General features: G+C 43.3%; 25 protein-coding genes. 23 read left to right on the top strand and 2 right to left on the bottom strand.

Annotation, left to right across the window (positions count from 1 at the left end; translation table 11 throughout):
- Positions 1-245 precede the first annotated feature (245 nt).
- Together HZC34_02430 and HZC34_02425 are read left to right on the top strand one after the other, a co-directional pair.
- Positions 246-1,403 carry a hypothetical protein gene (locus HZC34_02430; GenBank protein MBI5700690.1) on the top strand — a complete coding sequence of 386 codons (1,158 nt, stop codon included), beginning with the start codon at positions 246-248 and terminating at the stop codon, positions 1,401-1,403.
- Between the two features lie 134 nt (positions 1,404-1,537).
- Entirely contained in the window at positions 1,538-2,638 is a 1,101-nt protein-coding gene (locus HZC34_02425; GenBank protein ID MBI5700689.1) for a deoxyhypusine synthase family protein, read from the top strand.
- A 47-nt stretch (positions 2,639-2,685) separates the two neighbouring features.
- On the opposite strand, the gene leuD is transcribed toward HZC34_02425, so the two are convergent.
- Positions 2,686-3,174: a 3-isopropylmalate dehydratase small subunit gene (gene leuD, locus HZC34_02420; protein MBI5700688.1), complete on the bottom strand. Its 489-nt coding sequence runs from the start codon at positions 3,172-3,174 to the stop codon at positions 2,686-2,688.
- A gap of 1 nt (position 3,175) precedes the next feature.
- The gene (leuC, locus tag HZC34_02415) at positions 3,176-4,459 is read right to left on the bottom strand and encodes a 3-isopropylmalate dehydratase large subunit (GenBank protein MBI5700687.1); all 1,284 of its coding nucleotides are present in this window, start codon (positions 4,457-4,459) and stop codon (positions 3,176-3,178) included.
- Positions 4,460-4,502: 43 nt separating this feature from the next.
- On the opposite strand from leuC, the gene HZC34_02410 reads away from it, so the two are divergent.
- The 21 genes from HZC34_02410 (at position 4,503) to flgG (ending at position 21,245) form a co-directional block, all read left to right on the top strand.
- Complete coding sequence (locus tag HZC34_02410; GenBank protein ID MBI5700686.1) at positions 4,503-4,808, top strand: nucleotidyltransferase domain-containing protein; 306 nt, start codon at positions 4,503-4,505, stop codon at positions 4,806-4,808.
- Positions 4,798-5,175, top strand: a complete 378-nt coding sequence (locus HZC34_02405) for a nucleotidyltransferase substrate binding protein (GenBank protein MBI5700685.1) — start codon at positions 4,798-4,800, stop codon at positions 5,173-5,175. Before HZC34_02410 ends, HZC34_02405 begins: the two co-directional genes overlap by 11 nt.
- A gap of 9 nt (positions 5,176-5,184) precedes the next feature.
- Positions 5,185-5,706, top strand: a complete 522-nt coding sequence (locus HZC34_02400) for a TIGR00725 family protein (GenBank protein MBI5700684.1) — start codon at positions 5,185-5,187, stop codon at positions 5,704-5,706.
- On the top strand, positions 5,707-6,996 hold the full coding sequence (gene thiC, locus HZC34_02395; GenBank protein MBI5700683.1) for a phosphomethylpyrimidine synthase ThiC: 1,290 nt from the start codon (positions 5,707-5,709) through the stop codon (positions 6,994-6,996).
- Between the two features lie 212 nt (positions 6,997-7,208).
- Positions 7,209-8,237, top strand: a complete 1,029-nt coding sequence (thiL, locus tag HZC34_02390; GenBank protein MBI5700682.1) for a thiamine-phosphate kinase — start codon at positions 7,209-7,211, stop codon at positions 8,235-8,237.
- Positions 8,238-8,526: 289 nt separating this feature from the next.
- Positions 8,527-9,105, top strand: a complete 579-nt coding sequence (locus HZC34_02385) for an NUDIX hydrolase (protein ID MBI5700681.1) — start codon at positions 8,527-8,529, stop codon at positions 9,103-9,105.
- A gap of 4 nt (positions 9,106-9,109) precedes the next feature.
- Positions 9,110-9,967, top strand: coding sequence for a site-specific tyrosine recombinase XerD (gene xerD, locus HZC34_02380; GenBank protein ID MBI5700680.1), 858 nt, complete (start codon positions 9,110-9,112; stop codon positions 9,965-9,967).
- 42 nt (positions 9,968-10,009) lie between these two features.
- Entirely contained in the window at positions 10,010-10,411 is a 402-nt protein-coding gene (locus tag HZC34_02375) for a nucleotidyltransferase domain-containing protein (protein MBI5700679.1), read from the top strand.
- A complete protein-coding gene (locus tag HZC34_02370; GenBank protein ID MBI5700678.1) occupies positions 10,412-10,843 on the top strand; it encodes a DUF86 domain-containing protein in 432 nt (143 codons plus the stop codon). It abuts the gene before it with no gap.
- Between the two features lie 97 nt (positions 10,844-10,940).
- Positions 10,941-11,459 (top strand): hypothetical protein, encoded by a 519-nt coding sequence (locus HZC34_02365; GenBank protein MBI5700677.1) that lies wholly within the window; start codon positions 10,941-10,943, stop codon positions 11,457-11,459.
- A gap of 15 nt (positions 11,460-11,474) precedes the next feature.
- Positions 11,475-12,641: a bifunctional folylpolyglutamate synthase/dihydrofolate synthase gene (locus HZC34_02360; GenBank protein ID MBI5700676.1), complete on the top strand. Its 1,167-nt coding sequence runs from the start codon at positions 11,475-11,477 to the stop codon at positions 12,639-12,641.
- A 17-nt stretch (positions 12,642-12,658) separates the two neighbouring features.
- Positions 12,659-13,201, top strand: coding sequence for an SPOR domain-containing protein (locus tag HZC34_02355; protein ID MBI5700675.1), 543 nt, complete (start codon positions 12,659-12,661; stop codon positions 13,199-13,201).
- 20 nt (positions 13,202-13,221) lie between these two features.
- Complete coding sequence (locus tag HZC34_02350; GenBank protein MBI5700674.1) at positions 13,222-14,250, top strand: rod shape-determining protein; 1,029 nt, start codon at positions 13,222-13,224, stop codon at positions 14,248-14,250.
- Positions 14,251-14,268: 18 nt separating this feature from the next.
- Positions 14,269-15,066 (top strand): rod shape-determining protein MreC, encoded by a 798-nt coding sequence (mreC, locus tag HZC34_02345; protein ID MBI5700673.1) that lies wholly within the window; start codon positions 14,269-14,271, stop codon positions 15,064-15,066.
- Positions 15,054-15,515: a hypothetical protein gene (locus HZC34_02340; GenBank protein MBI5700672.1), complete on the top strand. Its 462-nt coding sequence runs from the start codon at positions 15,054-15,056 to the stop codon at positions 15,513-15,515. Before mreC ends, HZC34_02340 begins: the two co-directional genes overlap by 13 nt.
- Positions 15,505-17,232 carry a penicillin-binding protein 2 gene (mrdA, locus tag HZC34_02335; GenBank protein MBI5700671.1) on the top strand — a complete coding sequence of 576 codons (1,728 nt, stop codon included), beginning with the start codon at positions 15,505-15,507 and terminating at the stop codon, positions 17,230-17,232. The genes HZC34_02340 and mrdA overlap by 11 nt, the downstream gene beginning before the upstream one ends.
- 26 nt (positions 17,233-17,258) lie before the next feature.
- On the top strand, positions 17,259-17,963 hold the full coding sequence (locus HZC34_02330) for a 50S ribosomal protein L25 (GenBank protein ID MBI5700670.1): 705 nt from the start codon (positions 17,259-17,261) through the stop codon (positions 17,961-17,963).
- 50 nt (positions 17,964-18,013) lie between these two features.
- On the top strand, positions 18,014-19,288 hold the full coding sequence (locus HZC34_02325) for a hypothetical protein (protein MBI5700669.1): 1,275 nt from the start codon (positions 18,014-18,016) through the stop codon (positions 19,286-19,288).
- A gap of 1 nt (position 19,289) precedes the next feature.
- Entirely contained in the window at positions 19,290-19,619 is a 330-nt protein-coding gene (locus tag HZC34_02320) for an EscU/YscU/HrcU family type III secretion system export apparatus switch protein (GenBank protein MBI5700668.1), read from the top strand.
- A 77-nt stretch (positions 19,620-19,696) separates the two neighbouring features.
- Complete coding sequence (locus HZC34_02315) at positions 19,697-20,431, top strand: flagellar hook basal-body protein (GenBank protein MBI5700667.1); 735 nt, start codon at positions 19,697-19,699, stop codon at positions 20,429-20,431.
- A 13-nt stretch (positions 20,432-20,444) separates the two neighbouring features.
- Positions 20,445-21,245 carry a flagellar basal-body rod protein FlgG gene (gene flgG, locus HZC34_02310; GenBank protein MBI5700666.1) on the top strand — a complete coding sequence of 267 codons (801 nt, stop codon included), beginning with the start codon at positions 20,445-20,447 and terminating at the stop codon, positions 21,243-21,245.
- Position 21,246: the final 1 nt, after the last annotated feature.

Raw genomic sequence — 21,246 nt, 5'->3', positions numbered from 1 at the left:
TGATGAGACCAGTTAGCAACTCGGAAACCAGCGACTAAATCCCGATGTGGGAATCGGGACAAGCATCGCGGTTTCCTCGTAGATTTTAGGAACCGCGAGCCGTGCCTGCCGGCAGGCAGGGTTTACTCGCAGGTTCCTAACTAGTCTCAATGATAATCATTATCAAAATCGCGATTTAAATATCTTTGATTTGGGGCGTAAATTTCATTTAATAATTCTGTATTTTAGTTGTATAATTACAGCATATGGGAACAGTTAAAATCGCGCTTGTAATGGGGGATGGTTCTGGGCCAGAAATGATGGCCCAAGCCGTAAAAATTGCTATTGCTGCTGCAAAGCTTGATAATATCAATATTGAATTTGTCGAAACCCCAATGGGCTGGAATGCTTACCAAAAACACAAAGACACTTTACCCGAAGATTCATTAATAAAAGCGATTGAACTTGGTTTGATCTTTTTTGGCGGGGTGGGCGACTTCGCGAACGATTCGACGATCGGCGCAAAATATCCTGAAATGAAGCCCGAATCAAAGGTTCTTCTTGCATTACGAAAGAAGATGGGGCTTCTTCTTAATTTCAGGCCGATCATCTATTATAAAGCTTTGGCTAATCTTTCAAACATCAAACCGGATAGGATCCCCGACGAGGGCATTAAGCAGATATGGATCCGGTTCTTGCTGGAAGACAGTTATTTTGGAAATGTCGATCTAATGAATGACATACCCGAAAATGTTCGAAATAAGATAGGCGTAAAACTCAAGAAAGATGTAAATGGGTCAGAAGAAATTGTTACGGACCTGGCGTATTATAAAAAGAACACGATCGAGAAATATATGCGCGCCGCTTTTACGTATGCCTTAATGCTAAAACTTCCATTGATCTCAATTGATAAGGCAAACGTCATGCCTAGATATGATTATTGGAGAAAGATCGCAACAGAGATCGGACAAAAGGAATTTCCTGATGTTCCATTGACTCATCAGTTGGTTGATTCAGCCAACGCGCTTCTTTTTACACCAGCCAAACTCAATGGTGTTATTGCCTGCGGCAACGAGCATGGCGACATTCTATCGGATGGTGCCGCTTCAGCCATGGGAAGCATGGGACTAATGGCTAGTTCATCGATAAACCCTGATACAGGCGCCGCGATGTTCGAAAGCGGGGCAGGAACTGCCCCAACTCTGGCAGGTCAGGACAAGGCCAACCCTCTTGGCAGGATATTGACTGCCGCATTAATGCTTCGTCATATTGGAGCCATTAAAGGCGCTGATGCAATTGAACATGCTGTTAATAAGGTTTTATCCGATGGCTACAGGACGGGAGATCTTTTTTCTGATTCGGACGATCCAAAAAAACGATTGGGAACAAAAGATATGGGAGAAAAAGTTCTATTATTTCTTTAGTATCCTACGACTGAACGTCGCGGATAAAATAAAGTTGGAAACCGCGAAGCTCGTTCTCCGTAGCAGTGCTACTGCGAAGGGTGAATTTATTCGCAGGTTTCCCAAATATCAAAGGTTATAAAATGCAAAATGAAATGGGCTACTATAAGTTAAAACTCAAAGATCAAAGGTCAAAGTCCAAAAAGAAAAAAATATTAAAGACCCCAGTTTTGCAGATCGATCTACTTAAGTCGAATTCGGTGTCGGATCTATTAAGCCAGTTCAAAAATGCTTCCATACAAGCGCGAAATCTTGGCGAATGCGCATCGGTGTTCGAGGCAATGCTAAAAGATAAAGAAAGGCCTACGATCATATTAGGCTTGGCCGGACCTTTAATTGCCGCAGGGCTTAGAAAAGTAATTAGAGATATGATCGAGTACAACCTCGTCGATGCGATAGTTTCAACCGGTGCCATTATGTACCAGGATTATTATCAAGCTTTGGGCCATAATCATTATAAAGGAACTCCCGATGCGGACGATTCGGCCTTGCGCGACTTATATATCGACAGGATATACGATACTTATGTTGATGAAGAAAAATTCGCGGAAGTGGATTCTCATATTGCGAAATTCGCGTGCAATCTGCCTCCAAAAAGGTATTCAAGCCGTGAATTCCTTTCTCTATTGAGCGAAACTGTAAAAGACGACCAATCAATTCTTGTAACCGCCAGAAAAAGAGGGATCCCGATATTTTGCCCCGCATTGAACGATAGCTCAATAGGAATTGGCTTGACGGAACATTATTATTGGCAGAAAAAAACAGGAAATGCTGGTATAATATTAGATGCAATCCGCGATAATTATGAATTAACTCAAATAGTCGTCAAAAGCAAGAAAACCGCGGCATTCTATGTTGCCGGCGGCGTTCCCAAGAACTTTATCAATGATTCGGTCGTTATGAGCTATATTTTTGGCAATTATTCGCAGGGGCATAAATATGCGCTTCAAGTAACTGCCGATTCGCCTCATTGGGGCGGGCTTTCGGGTTCAACACTTAAGGAAGCCACTTCTTGGGGCAAGATAAACAAAACCGCTACTCGCGCAATGGCTTTTATTGAACCATCTGTTTCTTTTCCCCTGATCGTAAAATACGCGCTTGAGAAGAAGTTGGGAAATAAAAGAAAGCGTTTGGTTTACAAATGGGACGGCGATGAACTCATTCACCTGCGGCTTAACGCCGCGGTTATGAAATAATTCTAACCGCGAGCCGTGCCTGCCGGCAGGCAGGGTTTACTCGCAGGTTAGTTCTTCGCCTTTGATCTCAAGTAGTTGATGAGGCCGCCTTTGTCGATAATCTTCTGCATAAATTCCGGAAAAGGCTGCGCTTTGTAATACTTTCCCGATGACAGGTTTTTGATAGTACCCGTGGATAATTCAACTTCGATTTCGTCGCCTTCTTTGATTTGTTCCGCAGCTTCAACCGATTCCAAGATCGGAAGCCCGATATTTATGGCGTTTCTGTAAAATATCCTGGCAAATGATTTCGCGATAACCGCGGAAACTCCAACGGCTTTGATTGCGATCGGTGCGTGTTCTCTTGATGATCCGCATCCGAAGTTCTCTCCGCCAACAATGAAATCACCGAGCTTTACTTTATTGACAAAAGTTGGATCGGCATCTTCCATGCAGTGTTTTGCAAGCTCGGCTGGATCCGATGTATTTAAATAACGAGCGGGAATGATCATATCTGTATCGATATTATTCCCGAATTTCCAAGCACTGCCTTTCATTTTATAAAACCTCCGGACTAATAATTCTTCCGGCAACAGCCGATGCCGCGGCGACCGCAACGTTTGACAGATAAACTTCCGATTTTGGATGTCCCATTCTGCCAACAAAATTCCTGTTAGTCGTGGCAATTGATCTTTCGCCTTCGGCTAAAATTCCCATATGTCCGCCAAGGCAAGGGCCGCAAGTAGGGGTAGAGACTGCCGCTCCTGCTTTTATAAATATCTCCATCAAACCTTCTTTTATCATCTGAAGTTCAATATTCTGGGTTGCTGGAAGAATAATTAATCTAAGGTCTGGATGGACTTTCTTGCCTTTAAGGATCTTTGCCGCGATACGCATATCTTCGATGCGGCCATTTGTACATGAACCGATCACCGATTGGTTGAGTTTGATATGTTTGCATTTGCTTACCGGATGAGTATTGCTTGGAAGATGGGGGAATGCGACCTGCGGCTCGATCTTTGCAACATCCCAATCAAAAATGTTTGCATATTTTGCATCGGCGTCCGATCGTAGTAATGACAAATGTCTAATGATAAATGACAAATTAATGTTCGATATTTTATTTTTTAAATATTCGACAACTTTCTTGTCGGGAGCGAAGATCCCGTTCTTGGCGCCGGCTTCGATCGCCATATTAGCCATCGTCAATCTGCCTTCAACAGACATTTTATCGATCACAGGGCCTGTAAATTCCATGGACATGTATCGGGCGCCATCGACGCCGATCTGTCCAATCGTATAGAGTATAAGGTCTTTGGGCTCAACCCATTTTTGAAGTTTTCCGCGGAAGATGAATTTTAGTTGTTCCGGGACTTTGAACCAGACTTCACCTGTTGCCATTGCGGATGCCATATCGGTTGATCCGACGCCTGTTGAAAATGCTCCCAGCGCGCCGTAAGTGCATGTGTGCGAATCGGCGCCGATGACAAGATCGCCTGCTTTAATTGCGCCCATTTCAGGAAGGAGCGCGTGTTCAATTCCCATACAGCCGATATCGAAGAAATTTACGATGCCGTATTTATGGGCAAATTCGCGCATCATTTTTATCTGTTGCGCGGATTTGATATCTTTTGCGGGAGCGAAATGGTCGGGTACAAGATATATCTTCTTTTTATCGAAAACTTTTGTGACCCCGATCTTTTCAAATTCATTTATAGCCGGAGGGGCGGTGATATCATTTCCAAGTACTAGATCGACTTTGCAGTTGATCAGTTGCCCTGGTCCAACGGTCTTTAACCCTGCGTGTTTGGCTAATATTTTTTGTGTTATCGTTTGCGCCATGTTTTAAAGATTCTATCAAAAATATGATATAATTGCAAAAAGTATGGACCAAGAACATCAAAGGATCAAAGAAAAAATTATTGAAATCATTAAGAAGAACATAAAAGCTGATCACTATAAGATTTTCTTTTTTGGTTCACGGGCAAGCGGCAATGCAACTGCAAAATCGGATATTGATATCGGGATAGAGGCAAAAAAAAAGCTTTCAGCCGCGGAAAAACTTGATGTCCAGGCTGATCTTGAAAGCATTAGGACCCTGAATAAATTTGATTTCGTTGATTTTAAAACGGTTTCGGATGATTTTAAAGATGTAGCACTCCAACATTTCGAGGTGATCTATGAACAGTAAAAGGGATGAACTTGTTAAACAACTTAAAAAAGCGGCAGAAAGGTTCAAGGAAATAATGCGCGAAAAAAAAGATCCTGTCGTCCGCGATTCGGCTATAAAGCGTTTTGAATTTACTTTTGAACTGGCTTGGAAAACAATGAAAGCGATACTTGAAGAAAAAGGAGTAAAAGAGCTTTATTCGCCAAAAGATGTGATTAAAGCTGCATTTCAAAACGGAATTATCGGAAGGGATATGGTTTGGCTAGATATGCTTGATACAAGAAATAAGACAACTCACATGTACAATGAAGCGATGGCCGATGAGATTTATTCTAATTTTCCTAAATATCTTCCTTTAGTGAAAGATTTTATTAAAGAAATAAGCTAGGAGTGAAATATGCCAGATAAAAAAATATTCATTTCGGTCATCGGCGAAAGCCATGCGTCGCCGAATATCGCAAAACTTGCCGAAGAAGTTGGATTTGCAATAGGAAAAGCAGGAGCAGTCCTTGTCTGCGGCGCATTAAAAGGCGTTATGGAATCTGCATGTAAAGGTGCAAAATCTGCAGGGGGAACAACGATCGGAATTTTGCCGGGCAGCAGGCGTGAGGACGCAAATCCTTATATCGATTACCCGATCGTTACAGGAATTGGATATGCTAGAAATAAATTAGTCGTAAAGTCAGGGCATGCGGTAATTGCCGTTGGCGGCAGCCATGGAACACTTTCTGAAATAGCTTTTGCTTTGGGTTACAAAATTCCTGTCGTCGGGCTTAAAACTTGGCAATTTATCCACCATAGCGGCCAAATGGACAAAGAAGTCCATTACGTTAATTCTCCAAAAGAAGCCGTTGAAACGGCGTTAAAACTCGCAAAAGAAGCAAAAGCGCCCGAAGAGCAGAAAGAATACCAATCATAAATGACGCAAAGACAATCCGCAATAAAAGGGAATATTACCCCTCAAATAAGATCAGTTGCTCGTTCTGAAAATGTTCCTATCGATGCGATATTAAAAGGCTTAACAAATGGGACAATCGCAATTCCTTTCAATCCTCTCCATAAAAAAGGCATAGGTCCCTCGACTGCGCTCGGGGTAAACTCCGGCGTAGGCATAGGAAAAGGGTTGAGGACAAAAATAAATGCAAATATTGGGACTTCCGCTGATTTTCCAAATATAGATGAGGAATTAAAAAAACTCAAAGTTTGCATTGATGCAAAAGCCGATACAGTTATGGACCTGTCTACGGGCGGAGATCTAACAAATATCCGAAAAACTATCCTTGCCGCTTGCTCCTTGCCCCTTGGTACTGTTCCGATATACCAAGCCGTTGTTCAGAAAAAGATGACCGTTGATGGCATGTTTGCGGTTGTTGAAGAACAGGCAAAACAAGGCGTCGATTTTATGACGATCCATTGCGGCGTGAATAGAGAATCTATCAAAGCATTAATAAAAAAACCAAGATTGATGGGGGTAGTGAGCCGCGGAGGATCGATGCTAGTTAAGTGGATAATCGATAACGACCAAGAGAATCCATTTTATGAACATTATGATCGATTGCTAGAAATTGCCGCAAAATACGATATTACTATGTCTTTGGGTGATGGCATGAGACCAGGATCAATTATTGACGCAGGGGATCCAGCTCAAATAAAAGAACTTAAAATATTGGGACAATTGACAAAGAGGGCGTGGAAAGCTGGTGTTCAGGTAATAATAGAAGGGCCGGGACATGTTCCATATAATGAAATAGTAGACCAAATGAAAATGCAAAAAAAATATTGCTATAACGCGCCATTTTATGTCCTAGGGCCTCTTCCAACAGATATCGCACCAGGATATGATCATATTACAGCCGCGATCGGTGGAACTCTTGCCGCAGTTTCCGGCGCCGATTTTCTCTGTTATGTAACACCAACGGAGCATTTGGGACTGCCGCAGCCTAATGATGTAAGAGAAGGGATAATGGCTTCACGCATTGCCGCACATTGTGCCGATGTAGCTAAAGGTGTGCAGGGCGCTAGGGACTGGGACAAGAAAATGTCTAAAGCCCGCAAATCCCTTGATTGGAAAAAACAAATAGAACTGGCGATCGATCCAATTAAAGCCAAGAAGATCCACGATCTACGCAAATCAAAGTGCGAGGATAATGTCTGCTCCATGTGCGGAGACTTCTGCGCGTATAAGGTTTCAACTGAAGCTTTAAAATAATATTTCTTTTTTATTGAAATTTTTCATTATATTGATATTCATGGTGATAAAAGATAAAAGCGCAATTCCCGCCCTAAAAATTGTCATGGAAAAAGACGCAAACCCAGATGTGCGGGAAGCCGCAAGGCTCGTTATAGAGAAGCTTGAAAAGGCAGGAAATTGATCCGAGCTTGATCAGGATTCTCTCTAGCAACTCATGATATAATTCTCCCATGAAACTATCCCAGCTTGGCGAATTTGGACTTATCGAACTTCTCAAAAAAGCCGAAAAAAAGAACAAACGGTCGGATACCGTTATAGGAATTGGGGATGACTGCGCCGTAATACAACATCCAACTTCCAAATTCAAACATCCAACTTCCAAATCCAAATATCCAAACAAATCCAAAGTTCAAAATTCAAATATTCAAAAATATCAATTAATTACTACTGATACTATGGTTGAAGGAGTGCATTTCAAATTAGAAAAAAGTGGGAGGAACCGCCCCGATGTTCATCGGGACAGGAGTGGCCCCTTTTTCCATCTGGGCTGCAAAGCTCTTTTTTCCAACATATCTGATATTTCAGCTATGGGTGGACTTCCAACCCATGCAGTTGTAACTGTCGGATTTCCTGAAAACTTAGAGGCTAAAGATGCTCTGGAAATCTATAATGGTATGAACTCCTCTGCCAAGAAGCATAAGATCGACATTGTCGGTGGCGATACGGTCGCGTCGCCAAGATCAATGTTCATATCGATCACTCTATTAGGTGAAGTCGAAAAAGAATATCTTTTGACTCGTTCAGGAGCGAAGCCTGGCGACTTAATATGTGTGACTGGGAAATTTGGAGGAGAAGCCGCCGCAAGATACAAGATACAAAATACAAGATACAAATCGAGAAACACTGAAGCGAGAATTTTAGCTAAATCCGGGATTGTTTCCTCAATGATAGACTCAAGCGACGGACTTGTACGATCCGTCTTGGAAGTTTGCAAGGCAAGTTCAGTCGGCGCTTTGATCAATTCCGACCATGTCCCAAAAGCAAAAGGCGCAACGCTTGAAAATGCTCTTTACGGCGGAGAAGAATATGAATTGGTTTTTACAGTCCCAATAAACAAGATAGATAAGTTGCCGAAAGAATTAATAGGTAAGGTGACGATTGTTGGAGAGATCTTTCCAAAGTCGTTTGGTGTAAAGCTTATTGACTCAAAAGGGGATATTTCTATTTCTAAAGGCGGCTATGAGCATTTTAAAAAATAAAACCAAAATCAGAAATTCAAAATCCGAACAAAGAATTGTTGATCGATTTATTAAATATGTGAAGATATCCAGCCCATCGGGTAAGGAACAGGCTTTTGCAGAGGAATATTAATAGAAAATGGATCTGCGCTAAAAAAAGTTAAAGATCTGAAAAATGGGGTTAAATATCTGTTAGAGATAGTAGCTCATAGTACCTGCGGCTGAACGCCGCGGTTATGAGAAATTGCTAACCGCGAGCCGTGCCTGCCGGCAGGCAGGGTTTACTCGCAGGTTAGCCGAGGTTGACAACATGTTTGAAAAGACGATCAAAAGCAAGAGGATATATAAAGGCCGTATGATCGGTATGCGAGATGATACGGTTCAAATGGCGACAGGCAGGATCTCCCATAGGGAAATATGCGAACACCCGGGCGCCGTCGCTGTTGTTGCTATAACCGATAAAAAAGAAGTTGTTTTGATCAGGCAATTTAGAAAGCCTGCTGAAAAAGTATTGTATGAAATACCTGCCGGATTATTTGAAAAGGGAGAAGCTTACAAAGCCGCCGCGAAAAGAGAGCTTAGAGAAGAAACGGGCTTTGTCTCAAAGAAAATAAAACATCTTACGTCGATCTATACAACGCCTGGTTATTCAACCGAATTATTGCATATCTTTCTTGCGACAGGGCTTGAATTGACCGAACAAAGCTATGAAGAAGACGAGCATATCGAGGTTGAGGTCGTTCCGATCAAAAAAGCGGCCAAAATGATTATTGATAAAAAGATCGTTGACGGGAAAACTATTGTTGGGATATTGATGGCCAATAAAATTCTGACCCCCACTTACATCTCCCCCTTGTTAAGGGGGAGAAAGAGAGGGGGGGGTAAATAGCTGCATGATCCAATATCTGCAGGAATTTTTAGATTATCTAAACTTCGAAAAAGGCTTCTCCAAACATACGCTTTCTAATTATAAAAGGGACATCCAACAATTCTTCAAGTTCATAAAAGGAGACGAACTGAACAGGGAGACTTTTAAAAAATATTTGGATCATCTCGAAAACATCGGATTTTCTCCTGCGACCAGGATGCGCAAACAAGCCGCAATGAAAGCTTACTTCCATTATCTCTTGGCGGAAGGCAAAACAAAAGTTGATCCGACCGCTGACTTTAAGCTGCCGAAGCTTCCGATCAGGCTTCCAAAAGCTTTATCTTTGAACGATATATATTCGCTGCTCAAGTCCGCTTCAAAAAATATGAGAGATACTGCAATACTTGAAATGCTTTATGCGGCGGGGCTTCGGGCATCCGAGCTTATTTCGCTTGAATTGAACGACGTGAATTTGGATGCCGGGTTTGTAAAATGCATGGGGAAGGGCGAAAAGGAAAGGATCGTACCAATAGGCGAAATGGCGAAAAATGCTCTAGAGCACTATATAAAGGAAGAAAGGCCGAAAATGCTTCGAAACGAATCGCAAACAGCGTTATTTCTTGATCGGAATGGGACAAAGATGTCCAGGCAAGCGCTATGGGATATCGTTAAAAAATACGTTATCAAGTCGGGAGTTCGTTCCAAAACATCGACCCATACCCTTCGCCACTCATTTGCAACCCATTTGCTTGAGCATGGAGCGGATCTTAGAACTGTCCAAGAGATGCTGGGGCATTCCAATATTTCGACCACTGAAATATATACGTCCGTTTCCCGCGAAAGGCTAAAGAAAATCTATCTAAAATTCCACCCCCGCGCCTGATTTTACGATTGCATGGAATTTGCTTCTATGGGATAATTCAGAATGATGGATTACAGGAATATTTTTAAAAAGCATAAGCATATAGTGTCCGCCTATCTCTTTGGTTCAAGGGCAAGAGGGGATTTTTCTCCTGTTTCCGATTACGATTTTGCCGTCCAGGCGGACGATAATTTGCCTAAAGCCGGATATACAGACTTAAAACTGGCGTTAGTCGGCGACTTATGCGACGCTTTAAGGACCGACAGTGTAGACGTTGTAATAATCAATGAAGCTCCGCTCCTGTTGAAACACCGGATCATCCGTGACAGAAAAATATTATTTTGCAGGGCACAATTGAAAAGGATCCGATTTGAAACATCTATTTTGATCAATTATCTTGATGAAAAAGAATACGAAATGTCTTTTGCTAAAGGTGTCTTCAAAGGCATTTTGGAGGCTGCATAAATGGTTGATACCGAATCGATCGCGACCAGGTTTAAGCATCTTAAAGAATATTTAAAAGTATTAAATGAGCTTAAGAGAATAAAGAAAAATATTTTTATTGATGATTACCATTATTTTGGCCTCGCGGAAAGATATCTTCAGCTGTCCATCGAATGCATGCTTGATGTCGGGAATATGCTAATAGTAAGCTTGGACCTTAGAAAACCATCGGACAAACAGGAAGTAATAGATATTTTAGAAGAAGTTAAAATTGTCCCTTCAATCTTGGCCACAAGGCTTTCGGGTATTGCAAGATTTCGGAACCTTTTAGTCCATGAATATGTCAAGATAGACAGGTCGAAAGTTTACAATATTTTGAACTCAAAAATACCTGAACTTGAAGCTTTTATGCTGAATATCACCAAATATTTGAAGAAGAAGCGATATATCTAAAATCCCACCTTCTAAAAAAGGAATCCCAAAACTGAAATCCCATCTTTTTATTATGGATATAGTAAAAGCAGAGTCTTAAATTAAGGGGGCGATTGAAATGGTTTATGTTAATGCTTTTAGAAATCTTGTTAGTGTTGCCGGGCGGGTTCCCCATGTTTATAGAGGGAAACAGGTAATGTGGGGATTGGGGCATCTTGTTTCAAAAGTCAGGGATAAAATATATGTAGATAATCCTTCACAAAGTCCGGTTGCCATACTGGACTTTTTATCTATTCGGCCTAAAGATGAAATAATAATTCCTAAGACGATTAGTGGCGTAATGTATGAAGCAAATGTAGATTCCTTAAGCATTAAAGTGAACGATGCTCCGATATTGCATTATGGTTATATTGAAAGGCCAAGCCATGCTTTTACAACTGCATTGAAGATCGCCTTTAGGGAGCTGGCTTCAAATGGCATTCCAAGCAAACCCATTAAGATGGATTTTTCTTATTATTTCGAAACGGATCTGCATGGTTCAGGCCCTTGCGGAAGAGTTATTGCAAAAGCCGAACTAAGATCAGACGGGAACAAACATGCAGTTCTCGAATTCTATTATGAAATTCAATATGCGTGATGTTATAATTTCCACATGCTCGATTTCGATACGCTAAATATTAACCTTGGGCTTGAACGAGTATCTGCCGTCTTAAAAGAACTTGGGGATCCGCACGTAAAATTCAAATCGATCCATGTAGCTGGCACTAACGGCAAAGGTTCTGTCTGTGCAATGCTTGCTTCAATCCTCAAAGAATCCGGCCAAAAAGTAGGGCTTTTTACTTCTCCACATCTATATAAATGGAATGAGCGAATTAAGGTTGATGGTGACGAAATATTAGATGATAACCTCCAACATCAAACCTCAAACATCCAAAGAATTTCAAAAAGTCTAGATCTGGAACTAACTCAGTTTGAGATCATCGTATGCATTGCGTTCAAATATTTTGCCGAACAGAAAATTGATATCGCAATCGTTGAAGTTGGGCTGGGCGGAAGGCTTGATGCGACAAATGTCATTATCCCTCAAATTTCCGTCATTACTAATGTTGACTTCGATCATACAGAGTATCTTGGGAAGACCTTGAAAGATATTGCTTTTGAGAAAGCTGGGATCATTAAAGAGGGAGTTCCTTTGGTGACAGCTGAGAACAAACCTGAAGCTTTGGATGTAATAAAATCGAGATGCGAGATGCGAGATGCGAAATGCGAAATGGTCACCCCCTCTGTCCCTCGACCCTTCGACTTCGCTCAGGACTCGGGACATCTCCCCCTTACCAAGGGGGAGAATGAGAGGGGGTTAAAAGGCTCCTTTCAAAGAATAAACGAAGCTGTTGCAGTAAAAGTAGCCCAGCTGTTAGCCGTAAGCCGTGAGCATATCGAAGCCGGATTGAGAAAGGTAAAATGGCCGGGCCGGTTCCAAATTGTTTCTAACGATCCTTTCATTATAGTGGACGGGGCGCATAATCCAGCCGGCGCGAAAGCCCTTATCGAGTCTCTTAAAGAATTAAATATCAATAAGCCTTTTACTTTTATACTGGGATTCCAAGAGGATAAGGACATTGGATCAATGCTTGGAATTTATGGATCATTTTCAAAGAATATTATTCTTGCAAAATCTTCCCATCCTCAAGCGGCTGATCTGCCGAATTATTTGCCTGTAGCCGAAGCGGTTAAAAAAGCTAGAAAAATTGGCAATCCGATAGTTGTCGCTGGATCGTTATTTCTTGCCGCCGAAGCCTTGACTACGCTCGCCATATAATGTAAAATTTTGTATCCATGAAAATCATTAAAAACCTATTCTTATTGACGCTTCTTCTCGCGGTAATAATATTGAGTTTTTGGGTCAGTTTTAAATTAAGCAAAAATCTTCTTGTTTCAGCAAAAAAAACGACTACAGCCGATCTGTTGACAATAAAGCCCGCGGATATGGATAAATTAGCCGCCAATCCCGCAACACAGGCTGCTTCATCGGAAAAACAAGTTAAGATCTCGTTTGAAGTCGAGACGGTTCCTGCTGAACCGGATGTTAAAACAAATGCCGACCTTTTAGCTCCTAAAATAATAATCGGCGGCAAGCAAAAACAAGCCGTTTACAGGGTGCAATCTGGCTTGTTTTCTCTAAAAGCAAACGCCAACACAATGGTGCAAAAAATCAAGAATTTGGGATATGATGCGCAGTTCGACAGTGCTGGGAAATATTTCAGGGTATTTGTTCCTGCCGAGAGCTTGAATGAGGCAAGGCTAATATCAAGGACCATCAGAGCTAAAGGATACGAAGCGATCATAAGCCATGCCAATAGGCAGGCAGGGAGGAAATAAGTTAAATGAGTTTATACGATATGGTTTTCGGGAAGTTTTCTAGAGACTTGGGCATAGATCTTGGGACGGCAACAACTCTTGTTTTTGCAAGAGGCGAAGGGATAATCCTTTGCGAGCCATCGGTTGTCGCGATAGACAAGAACACGAACAAGGCATTAGCGATCGGGAACGAAGCAAAGGGAATGCTTGGCCGCACACCTGCAAATATTGTAGCTGTTAGGCCCATGAGGGACGGCGTCATTGCCGATTTCGAAATAACCGAAATGATGCTTAGGCATTTCATTAACAAAAGCCACCAAAGGTCCGCGTTTGTTAGGCCTCGAATAGTTGTCGGTGTTCCATCGGGAATTACAGGCGTTGAAAAGAGAGCGGTGCTCGATGCGGCAATGCATGCCGGCGCACGCGAAGCCTATTTGGTCGAAGAACCGATGGCCGCCGCGATCGGCGCCAATCTTCCTGTTTCCGAAGCCGCTGGTTCAATGATCGTTGATATCGGAGGCGGTACGACCGAAGTTGCGGTCTTGGCTTTAGGCGGAATTGTTGTCAGCAAATCAATAAGGGTTGCAGGCGATGAAATGGATGAAGCTATCGTTTCACACTGCAGAAAAAATTATAATTTGCTTATCGGGGAACGCACCGCAGAACAAATAAAGATCGATATCGGGTCCGCTTATCCATTACCTGAAGAAAGAACAGTTGAAGTCCGCGGCCGCGACCTCGTGACAGGACTTCCAAAAACCCTAACTTTAACATCATCTGAAATAAGGGATGCTTTGGCCGAACCCGTCGCAACAGTTGTTGATGCAGTAAGGATCACGCTCGAAAAAACCCCGCCGGAGCTTGCGGCTGATATCATGGACCGTGGGATCGTTATGGCAGGAGGCGGATCTCTTTTAAGAGGTTTAGACAAGCATTTGTCACAGGAAACGGATATGTCTGTTTACGTCGTCGACGACCCGATATCATGCGTCGCGTACGGAACGGGCAAAATATTGGAAGAGATAGATATTTTGAAAAAAGTCCTGATCATGCCCAAAAAAACCTCCTAGAAGAACCGAAAAAATAGCGTGCGTTACAGCTTCGTTGCATTTTTAATACTTGCATTGTCGTTTGCCTTGAATTTTAAGCAGGTTGCGGAATTTCCGTCGGTTGTAATGTTAAGACAAGGCGCGCATTATTCCCTTTATCCCTTTGAAATTGGTTTTTCAATTGTCATTAGGGCGGGAAAGGGCGCGACCCTTTTCTTTGCGAATTCATTCAGGGCTCAATCCCGCATCAAAGAATTGGAGCTCGTCTTAAAAACTACAAAAGCGGAGCTATCGTCTAGCGCGAGCTTGAAAGAGGAGAATCAAAGACTTAAGGAGGCTTTAAAGTTTTCCGAGACCGGGTTTTTTGGCCGAAAGCTTATACCGGCGAATGTTCTCGCGCGAGAGAATAAGAATTTTTCGCAAATAATGATAATTGATGCCGGGTCGCTAAAACAAATAACTCCTGGAATGACAGTTGTTTCAAGCTATGGCCTGGTCGGGCGCGTGGCAGAGGTTTCCAAGTTCACTTCAAAAATCATTCTTGTTACTTCCCCCCAAAGCTCGATCTCGGCATATCTTCCGCATGTAAACGCATTTGGGGTCATAAAAGGGAACGGGGGGAACAGGCTTGAGCTTGAATACATCGGCGAAAACATTTCTGTCGAAACAACAACGCCTGTAATTGTTTCATCGGTGAGCGATTCATTCGTCCAGGGAGTGCTTATCGGCAAGGTTTTAAAGGTTGAAAGAAATATCGACGATATTTTCCAAAAGATCCATGTTGAGCCGGCAACGGATTTTTCGAAATTGGGGGTCGTTTTTATATGCAAGCCATAGCTTTAATAGTTTTATCGGCATTAACACTTGTCCTGCAGGGGCAATTAAGGGCTTTTGGTTTTCCGGACCTTAGTCTTGCGCTTGTGATCGCGGCCGCCGTAAAAATGCGGGAAACGCAATCGGCTGCCTATTCATTTACGATCGGTTTTTTTGAGGACGCGGCCTATTCGGGCTCGTTTATTAATACGCTTGTCAAAGTTTCGGTTGCGATCTTATCCGCGTCCATCAGATCACTTCTAACGCTTAATGCGGATAGGCTTTGTATCGTCCTAGCGGCCATCATGACGCCTGTTTCAATGCTCCTGTCGAGCTTGGCATCGAGTTTTTTTATCCCTGATTTCCACCAAAGCTTCTCGATATTTAATTTTTTCTATATCCTTGTTGTGAATTCCATCTGCGCGCCGATATTTTATAATATCCTCGACCGGATCCAAAATAATGAACAATAGGTCCCAAGTATTTATTATCGCTTTGAATGTGATGCTTGCTTTTTTTATTTTGAGGCTTATAGGCCTCCAATTGGTAGAAAATGAAAAATATAAACGGTTGTCAATGGACAATGCTGCCCACACGACCCCGATACTTGCGCCTCGAGGTATAATTTTTGATAAATACGGCAAAGTAATGCTGAAAAACCATCCCGTTTTTATGGCATATCTTCGTCCCCATCTATTGCCGGACGACCCCAAAAATGTTTTACACAAGCTGGGCGAAATTTTAAAAATGGATCCCGGGAAAATCCATAAAAAATACATTGAAAGAAAAACGCCTTTATCCGAAGGCATTCTTATCGCTTCTAATCTTCCGACTTCTGTTGTTTCAAGGATCGAAGAAGACAGGGACGGGCTTCCAGGGGTCGAGGTCATCTGTTTCCCTCTTAGGTCATATCCGTATAAAAAGGTTGCATCCCACATTTTGGGCTTTGTCGGTGAGATAGACAAGAATGAACTTCGAGCCCTCAAAAATGAAGGTTTTAAGCTCGGGGATCTTATCGGCAAAGACGGCGTCGAAAAATCTTATGATAAATATTTGAGGGGCGTTTCAGGCGGAAAGAAGATCGAAGTTGATGCCCTGGGAAACCCCATGAGAGTGTTGGATATTGTCGATCCGGTCCCGGGCAGCAACATCATTTTGACGGTGGACCTCGACTTGCAAAAAAAGGTCGATGAAGCATTGGGCAACAGGGAAGGGGCAGTTGTGGTTATTGACCCCAATAGCGGGGAAATTTTGGCGATGTCGTCGCATCCTGCATATGACCCTTCAAATTGGGATGCACAGGGCACGAGGAACCATCCTTTTATGAACAGGGCTCTTTCGAGCTATCCGCCGGGATCGATCTTTAAGCCTGTGACCCTTTCCGCCGCGCTTGAAACCGGCAAAACGACCGAAAATGAAATATTCAAATGTTCCGGCGTATACAGGCTTGGACATAGGATCGCAAAATGCTGGAAGGAGAGCGGACATGGGAGGATAACGCCTATCGAAGGGCTTGTCTGGTCATGCGATGTTGTTTTTTACGAGCTTGGCAAACGATTGGGGCCTGATATATTGCATGAGTTTGCGCAAAGTTACGGTCTTGGGCAGAAGACAGGGATCGATCTTCCGCAGGAGAAAAGAGGCTTTGTGCCGTCGTCCAAATGGAAAAAGGAACGGTTTAATGAGGATTGGTATGACGGCGACTCGATCAACCTCGGTATAGGGCAGGGATACACGCAGGTAACGCCCCTCCAAATGGCTTCCTTATTTGGAGAAATCGCTGCCGGTAAAAGGTTCAAGCCGTATGTCGTAAAAAAAATCATTGATAATAACGGGAAAATATTATTTGAAAACAAGCCGATAATTGTTTCCGAGATCCCGATCGCGAAAAGATTCCTCGACTTGATAAAAAGCGCATTAATGGACGTTGTGTTCCGCGGCACTGGAATTGCGGCTTATGTTCCAGGGAACGAAGCCGCCGGAAAAACAGGCACAGCAGAAAATCCTGGGCTTCCGCATGCTTGGTTTTTAAGCTATGCGCCGGCAGCAACGCCTGAAGTAGCTGTCGCGACTTTTGTGTCGCATGGGGAACATGGGGATCGTGTTTCTGCAATGATCACGCATGATATATTAGAGTGGTATAGAAAAAACCGATTAAGTGCCAAAAAAATCATCCTGGACAGCAATTGATTTGTTTGGTATAATTAATAACTGTTATGGAAAAATTAGATCTCGAAGCGCAGGATAGGGTTGAATTAGGCAATAAAAATAAGTCCCTAAGGAAAAAGGGGGTTATCCCTGCTGTTATTTACGGCCATGGGATAAAGTCCCGTGCTATAGCTATTGAATGGAAGTCCTTCCTAAAGACCATAGGGACGAAAGCCGGGTCAAACGCGATCATCACGCTTAAGGTCGGCAAGGATAATTATCCTGTTATAACCCATGAGGTCCAAAAAGACGCGACAAACGACCATATCCTTCATGTTGATTTCTTTAAGATCAACATGGACGAAGCGATCAAGGCCAAGGTCCATATTGAATTAAAAGGCGTTCCGACTGGCGTAAAAGACGATGGCGGCATCTTAGTTCTTAAATTAAGGGAAATTGAGGTCAAATGCCTTCCGTCTAATATCCCCGAAAAATTTGAAGTTGATGTGACAGGATTAAAATTAGGCGAGAGCCTTTTGGTCTCGGACATTAAGGCTTCTGAAGGCATAGAATTTATAACTCCAGCGAATGAAGCGATCGCAAATGTCGCGATACCTGCCAAAGAAGAAGAAATTGCTCCTGCTCCTGAAGCCGGAGCCGCAGTTACTCCTGAAGCTGGAGCCGCTGTCCCGGTTGAAGGCGCCGCAAAAGCCGTTGCACCCGTCGCGCCTGCCGCAAAGCCCGAAGCTAAAAAACCTGAAGCCAAAAAATAAACTCCACAAGATTTTCTCGCCGCACTACGATATAATTACTGGTAATTATTATGGCTGGTTCAGATCTAAATACTTCATCGTCTGGCATTCATCCCGGGAAGCCGATCATTTGGCCTTCGGGAAAAAGCTCGGCCCAATCAGAATCCGTTAAACAAGCGCAAACAACACAAACTGCCGGCGGGGTGCGCCCTTCAGCGGGGGCAAAAACTGCAGGAGTAACAGCTCCTGCCCAAGCACAAATGGCGCCCGCAGTCTCCGCGCCAAAAGCCGCAGTAAATATCGCGCGCGCCCTTACTATGGCTGATATAAAACAGCATTTAACACAGCTGCAGGTGCCGGATTCGGATTTTAATGTTACCCTTGCGTCTTTAATGATAAAAGACGGCATGGAAATATCCAGGACGAATTTTATTGCTCTTTTATCAATGCTTACGGGGACGGATAAAAGCTTGAACATGCAGGAAGCCGCAATAATGCTTTTAATGAAAGGCATCGAATCCCCTGAAGCTTTGCAAATACTCGGAAAATTCTTTTCAGAAAACCCGCAGATCGCCGCACAGCTCACAGCCCTTCTTGAAGGCCTAGGCAACCTTTCAACCGCCCTAAGCGTAAGCCAAGGACTGCTCAATCCAAAACTTGTAGCACAGCTTGGGGCGCTGCTTAGCCAATTTGACAGCGTGATCAAGGAATTGAACCAAAAGACGCAAATAAGCGGGAACAATTTAAAATTGCTGAACGACCTTTCGGGATTAAAATCGCTTCTTGAAGGCGTCCAAGCGCAAGCCCAGGCATCTGATTCCGCGGAAGCGCAGGTACTCCAGGCAAATCTAATGTCGACGCTCGGCAAGATGAATTCCGCGATGGATAACCTTGTCGCGCAAGCTTTGCTTTCGCAGAAAGGCAGGGAAGAAGTAAATTATTTATATAAGCAGGTCCCAAACACTTCTGTCGCTCCGCCCAAGGACGTTGAAATTGTCGTAAAAAGGGATGGCCACGGGCCCCAATCCGAAATAGATTATGAGAATACGCAAGTTATCCTTTCCCTGCAGACCGCAAACCTGGGAAAAATGGTGTGTTCAGTCTATATCAAAGGCAAACGGGTTTATGTCGTATTCGTATTTAATGAAAAGCAATATGGCGACGAAGCCAGGGAGCTTATCGCAAAAGAATTTTCCGAGCTGCAAAAAAAACTTTCCGGCAAGAATTTTGCAGTTTCAGGATACCAAGTTAAGATCGATCCCGCCATGTGTTCAGTTAAACCATATTTGATTCCAATGCTCGCAAAATTGGGCGATCAGTTAAAAAAGATCGACCTGGAGGCTTAAATTGGCTGAACCGGAAAAAATCGAGGTCCCGCGCAAAACGGCAATTGCTATACGCTACGATGTCGAAAAAGACAAGGCCCCGTTGATATTAGCATCGGGCCGCGGGCCGATCGCCGATGAGATATTAAGGATCGCGGACGAAAACAAGATACCTCTTTATGCCGACCCGGAGCTTGCAAAATTATTAGGAAAGCTAGAGCTTGATACCGAGATCCCTCCGGAACTTTACGTTCTCGTTGCTGAAGTGCTTTTTTTCGTCTTTCAGCTTGACCGCATGGCTGAAAAACGCGAGAGGCTTATAACCAGGATGAGAGACCAGGAAAAGAAATAAAATAAATAATTTTTTTATTGATTTTGTTTGCCTTAGTGTTATAATTTGTTCAATAATTATTCCCATGAGGAGGGGCTATGTCCGATTCGATTTTGGAGATCGGGAACAGCGGTCTTGAAACCACAGACGAAAAGGTAAAAAGCCTCATTAACCGCATGGTAAACGCTGATACCCCGGGCTTTAAGAGCTCCGATGTCACGGTCAGGTCATTCCCTATGGAGCTTGATGCGGCCGAAAAAAAGATCAAAACGCAAAAACCCCAGGTCGACGGGACATTTTACAACTTCGACCAAGGATCATTGATCAGGACTGGGAAAAATACGGATCTTTCAATCGCAGGTTCGGGATTTTTTGTAGTCCTTGGGGAGTGGGGCGAGGGATATACGCGCGACGGCAGGTTTACTGTAAATTCCGAAGGAAGGCTTGTTACTACGACCGGGAATCTTCCTCTATTAGGGCAGAACGGGCCTATATCTATTCCTTTAAACTCCGGCATAGTTGTTTTGGAAAATGGGGAGATCCGGGCGGATAAAGTTACAATTGACAAGATCAGAGTTGTTGATTTTGAAGATAAGGCGTCGCTCTCTTCTATAAACGGGATTATTTTTAAACAAAGCTCTAATTTGCAGCCTGTTAAAGAAGTTGAAACACCAAAAATCCTCCAAGGGTTCATTGAATCATCGAACGCAAAGGCTGTCGACCAGATGGTTGAGCTTATAAGCTTAAGCCATCTTTATAACCTTAATACAAAAGTTATTTCAACGCGCGATGCCAGCATGTCCAGGGCGATCGAAATGGGCAAGTCCCAGTAAAGGAGGTAATTTTATGTTCCAACCGTTATATGTTGCAGCAACGGGCCTAAACGCATTCGAAGATGAATTGCTTAATATCACAAATAATGTTTCAAATTCAAAGACAGTCGGATTCAAAAAATCCGATTCCCAAATGGAAAGCTTGCCATATGTCCAAAGGTCTTTTAAGGATGAGCTGGCGTGGGCCATGCAGGCTGACAAATCGGTGCCTTCCGTTTTCCCTGAATTCGGCACAGGGGTCAAAGTTGCAGCCACTCTAAAGGATTTTTCGCAGGGAACGCTTGAGAATACTTCAAACCCATTGGATATAGCAGTCCAAGGCGCCGGGTTTTTGCAGGTAAAAATGCCTGACGGGTCAATAGGATATACGCGCGCCGGGAATTTGCATGCCGACAATGACGGCAATCTTGTCGATTCAAACGGCCATTTGGTCGATCCTGCGGTTATTCTTCCTTCAGGCACGACCGGCGTCGTAATCCAGCAGAATGGGACAATGCTTGTTTCTATAAACAACAGCACGTCATTGGCCTCTATCGGCCAAATAACATTGTCAAGATTTTCCAACCCGGAAGGATTGAGGAGCATGGGCCAAAATTTATATTCAGCGACAGATTCTTCCGGCGACCCGATTGTCGGATATCCGCTTGATCCTGGTTTTGGGGCCATAACGCAATATGCCCTGGAATCATCGAATGTCGATGTCATCTCCGAAATGATGCGGATGGTAATGGTGCAAAGGGTTTTTGACACTATCACAAAAGCGGTCTCAACCTATGAAGGCATGCTTACGGCCCTTGAAAGGATGAAAGCGTAAT

It is taken from the genome of Candidatus Saganbacteria bacterium, assembly GCA_016223245.1.
Lineage (GTDB): Bacteria > Margulisbacteria > WOR-1 > XYC2-FULL-46-14 > XYC2-FULL-37-10 > JACRPL01.
The sequence above is the reverse complement of the archived record's forward strand: the minus strand, read 5'-3'. Positions and strand labels throughout refer to the sequence as shown.

Bases quoted from the DNA above. Each gene is read 5' to 3' on its own strand.
- HZC34_02430 (MBI5700690.1), top strand. From the start codon at position 246: ATGGGAACAGTTAAAATCGCGCTTGTAATGGGGGATGGTTCTGGGCCA.
- HZC34_02425 (MBI5700689.1), top strand. From the start codon at position 1,538: ATGGGCTACTATAAGTTAAAACTCAAAGATCAAAGGTCAAAGTCCAAA.
- leuD (MBI5700688.1), bottom strand. From the start codon at position 3,174: ATGAAAGGCAGTGCTTGGAAATTCGGGAATAATATCGATACAGATATG.
- leuC (MBI5700687.1), bottom strand. From the start codon at position 4,459: ATGGCGCAAACGATAACACAAAAAATATTAGCCAAACACGCAGGGTTA.
- HZC34_02410 (MBI5700686.1), top strand. From the start codon at position 4,503: ATGGACCAAGAACATCAAAGGATCAAAGAAAAAATTATTGAAATCATT.
- HZC34_02405 (MBI5700685.1), top strand. From the start codon at position 4,798: ATGAACAGTAAAAGGGATGAACTTGTTAAACAACTTAAAAAAGCGGCA.
- HZC34_02400 (MBI5700684.1), top strand. From the start codon at position 5,185: ATGCCAGATAAAAAAATATTCATTTCGGTCATCGGCGAAAGCCATGCG.
- thiC (MBI5700683.1), top strand. From the start codon at position 5,707: ATGACGCAAAGACAATCCGCAATAAAAGGGAATATTACCCCTCAAATA.
- thiL (MBI5700682.1), top strand. From the start codon at position 7,209: ATGAAACTATCCCAGCTTGGCGAATTTGGACTTATCGAACTTCTCAAA.
- HZC34_02385 (MBI5700681.1), top strand. From the start codon at position 8,527: ATGTTTGAAAAGACGATCAAAAGCAAGAGGATATATAAAGGCCGTATG.
- xerD (MBI5700680.1), top strand. From the start codon at position 9,110: ATGATCCAATATCTGCAGGAATTTTTAGATTATCTAAACTTCGAAAAA.
- HZC34_02375 (MBI5700679.1), top strand. From the start codon at position 10,010: ATGATGGATTACAGGAATATTTTTAAAAAGCATAAGCATATAGTGTCC.
- HZC34_02370 (MBI5700678.1), top strand. From the start codon at position 10,412: ATGGTTGATACCGAATCGATCGCGACCAGGTTTAAGCATCTTAAAGAA.
- HZC34_02365 (MBI5700677.1), top strand. From the start codon at position 10,941: ATGGTTTATGTTAATGCTTTTAGAAATCTTGTTAGTGTTGCCGGGCGG.
- HZC34_02360 (MBI5700676.1), top strand. From the start codon at position 11,475: ATGCTCGATTTCGATACGCTAAATATTAACCTTGGGCTTGAACGAGTA.
- HZC34_02355 (MBI5700675.1), top strand. From the start codon at position 12,659: ATGAAAATCATTAAAAACCTATTCTTATTGACGCTTCTTCTCGCGGTA.
- HZC34_02350 (MBI5700674.1), top strand. From the start codon at position 13,222: ATGGTTTTCGGGAAGTTTTCTAGAGACTTGGGCATAGATCTTGGGACG.
- HZC34_02340 (MBI5700672.1), top strand. From the start codon at position 15,054: ATGCAAGCCATAGCTTTAATAGTTTTATCGGCATTAACACTTGTCCTG.
- mrdA (MBI5700671.1), top strand. From the start codon at position 15,505: ATGAACAATAGGTCCCAAGTATTTATTATCGCTTTGAATGTGATGCTT.
- HZC34_02330 (MBI5700670.1), top strand. From the start codon at position 17,259: ATGGAAAAATTAGATCTCGAAGCGCAGGATAGGGTTGAATTAGGCAAT.
- HZC34_02325 (MBI5700669.1), top strand. From the start codon at position 18,014: ATGGCTGGTTCAGATCTAAATACTTCATCGTCTGGCATTCATCCCGGG.
- HZC34_02315 (MBI5700667.1), top strand. From the start codon at position 19,697: ATGTCCGATTCGATTTTGGAGATCGGGAACAGCGGTCTTGAAACCACA.
- flgG (MBI5700666.1), top strand. From the start codon at position 20,445: ATGTTCCAACCGTTATATGTTGCAGCAACGGGCCTAAACGCATTCGAA.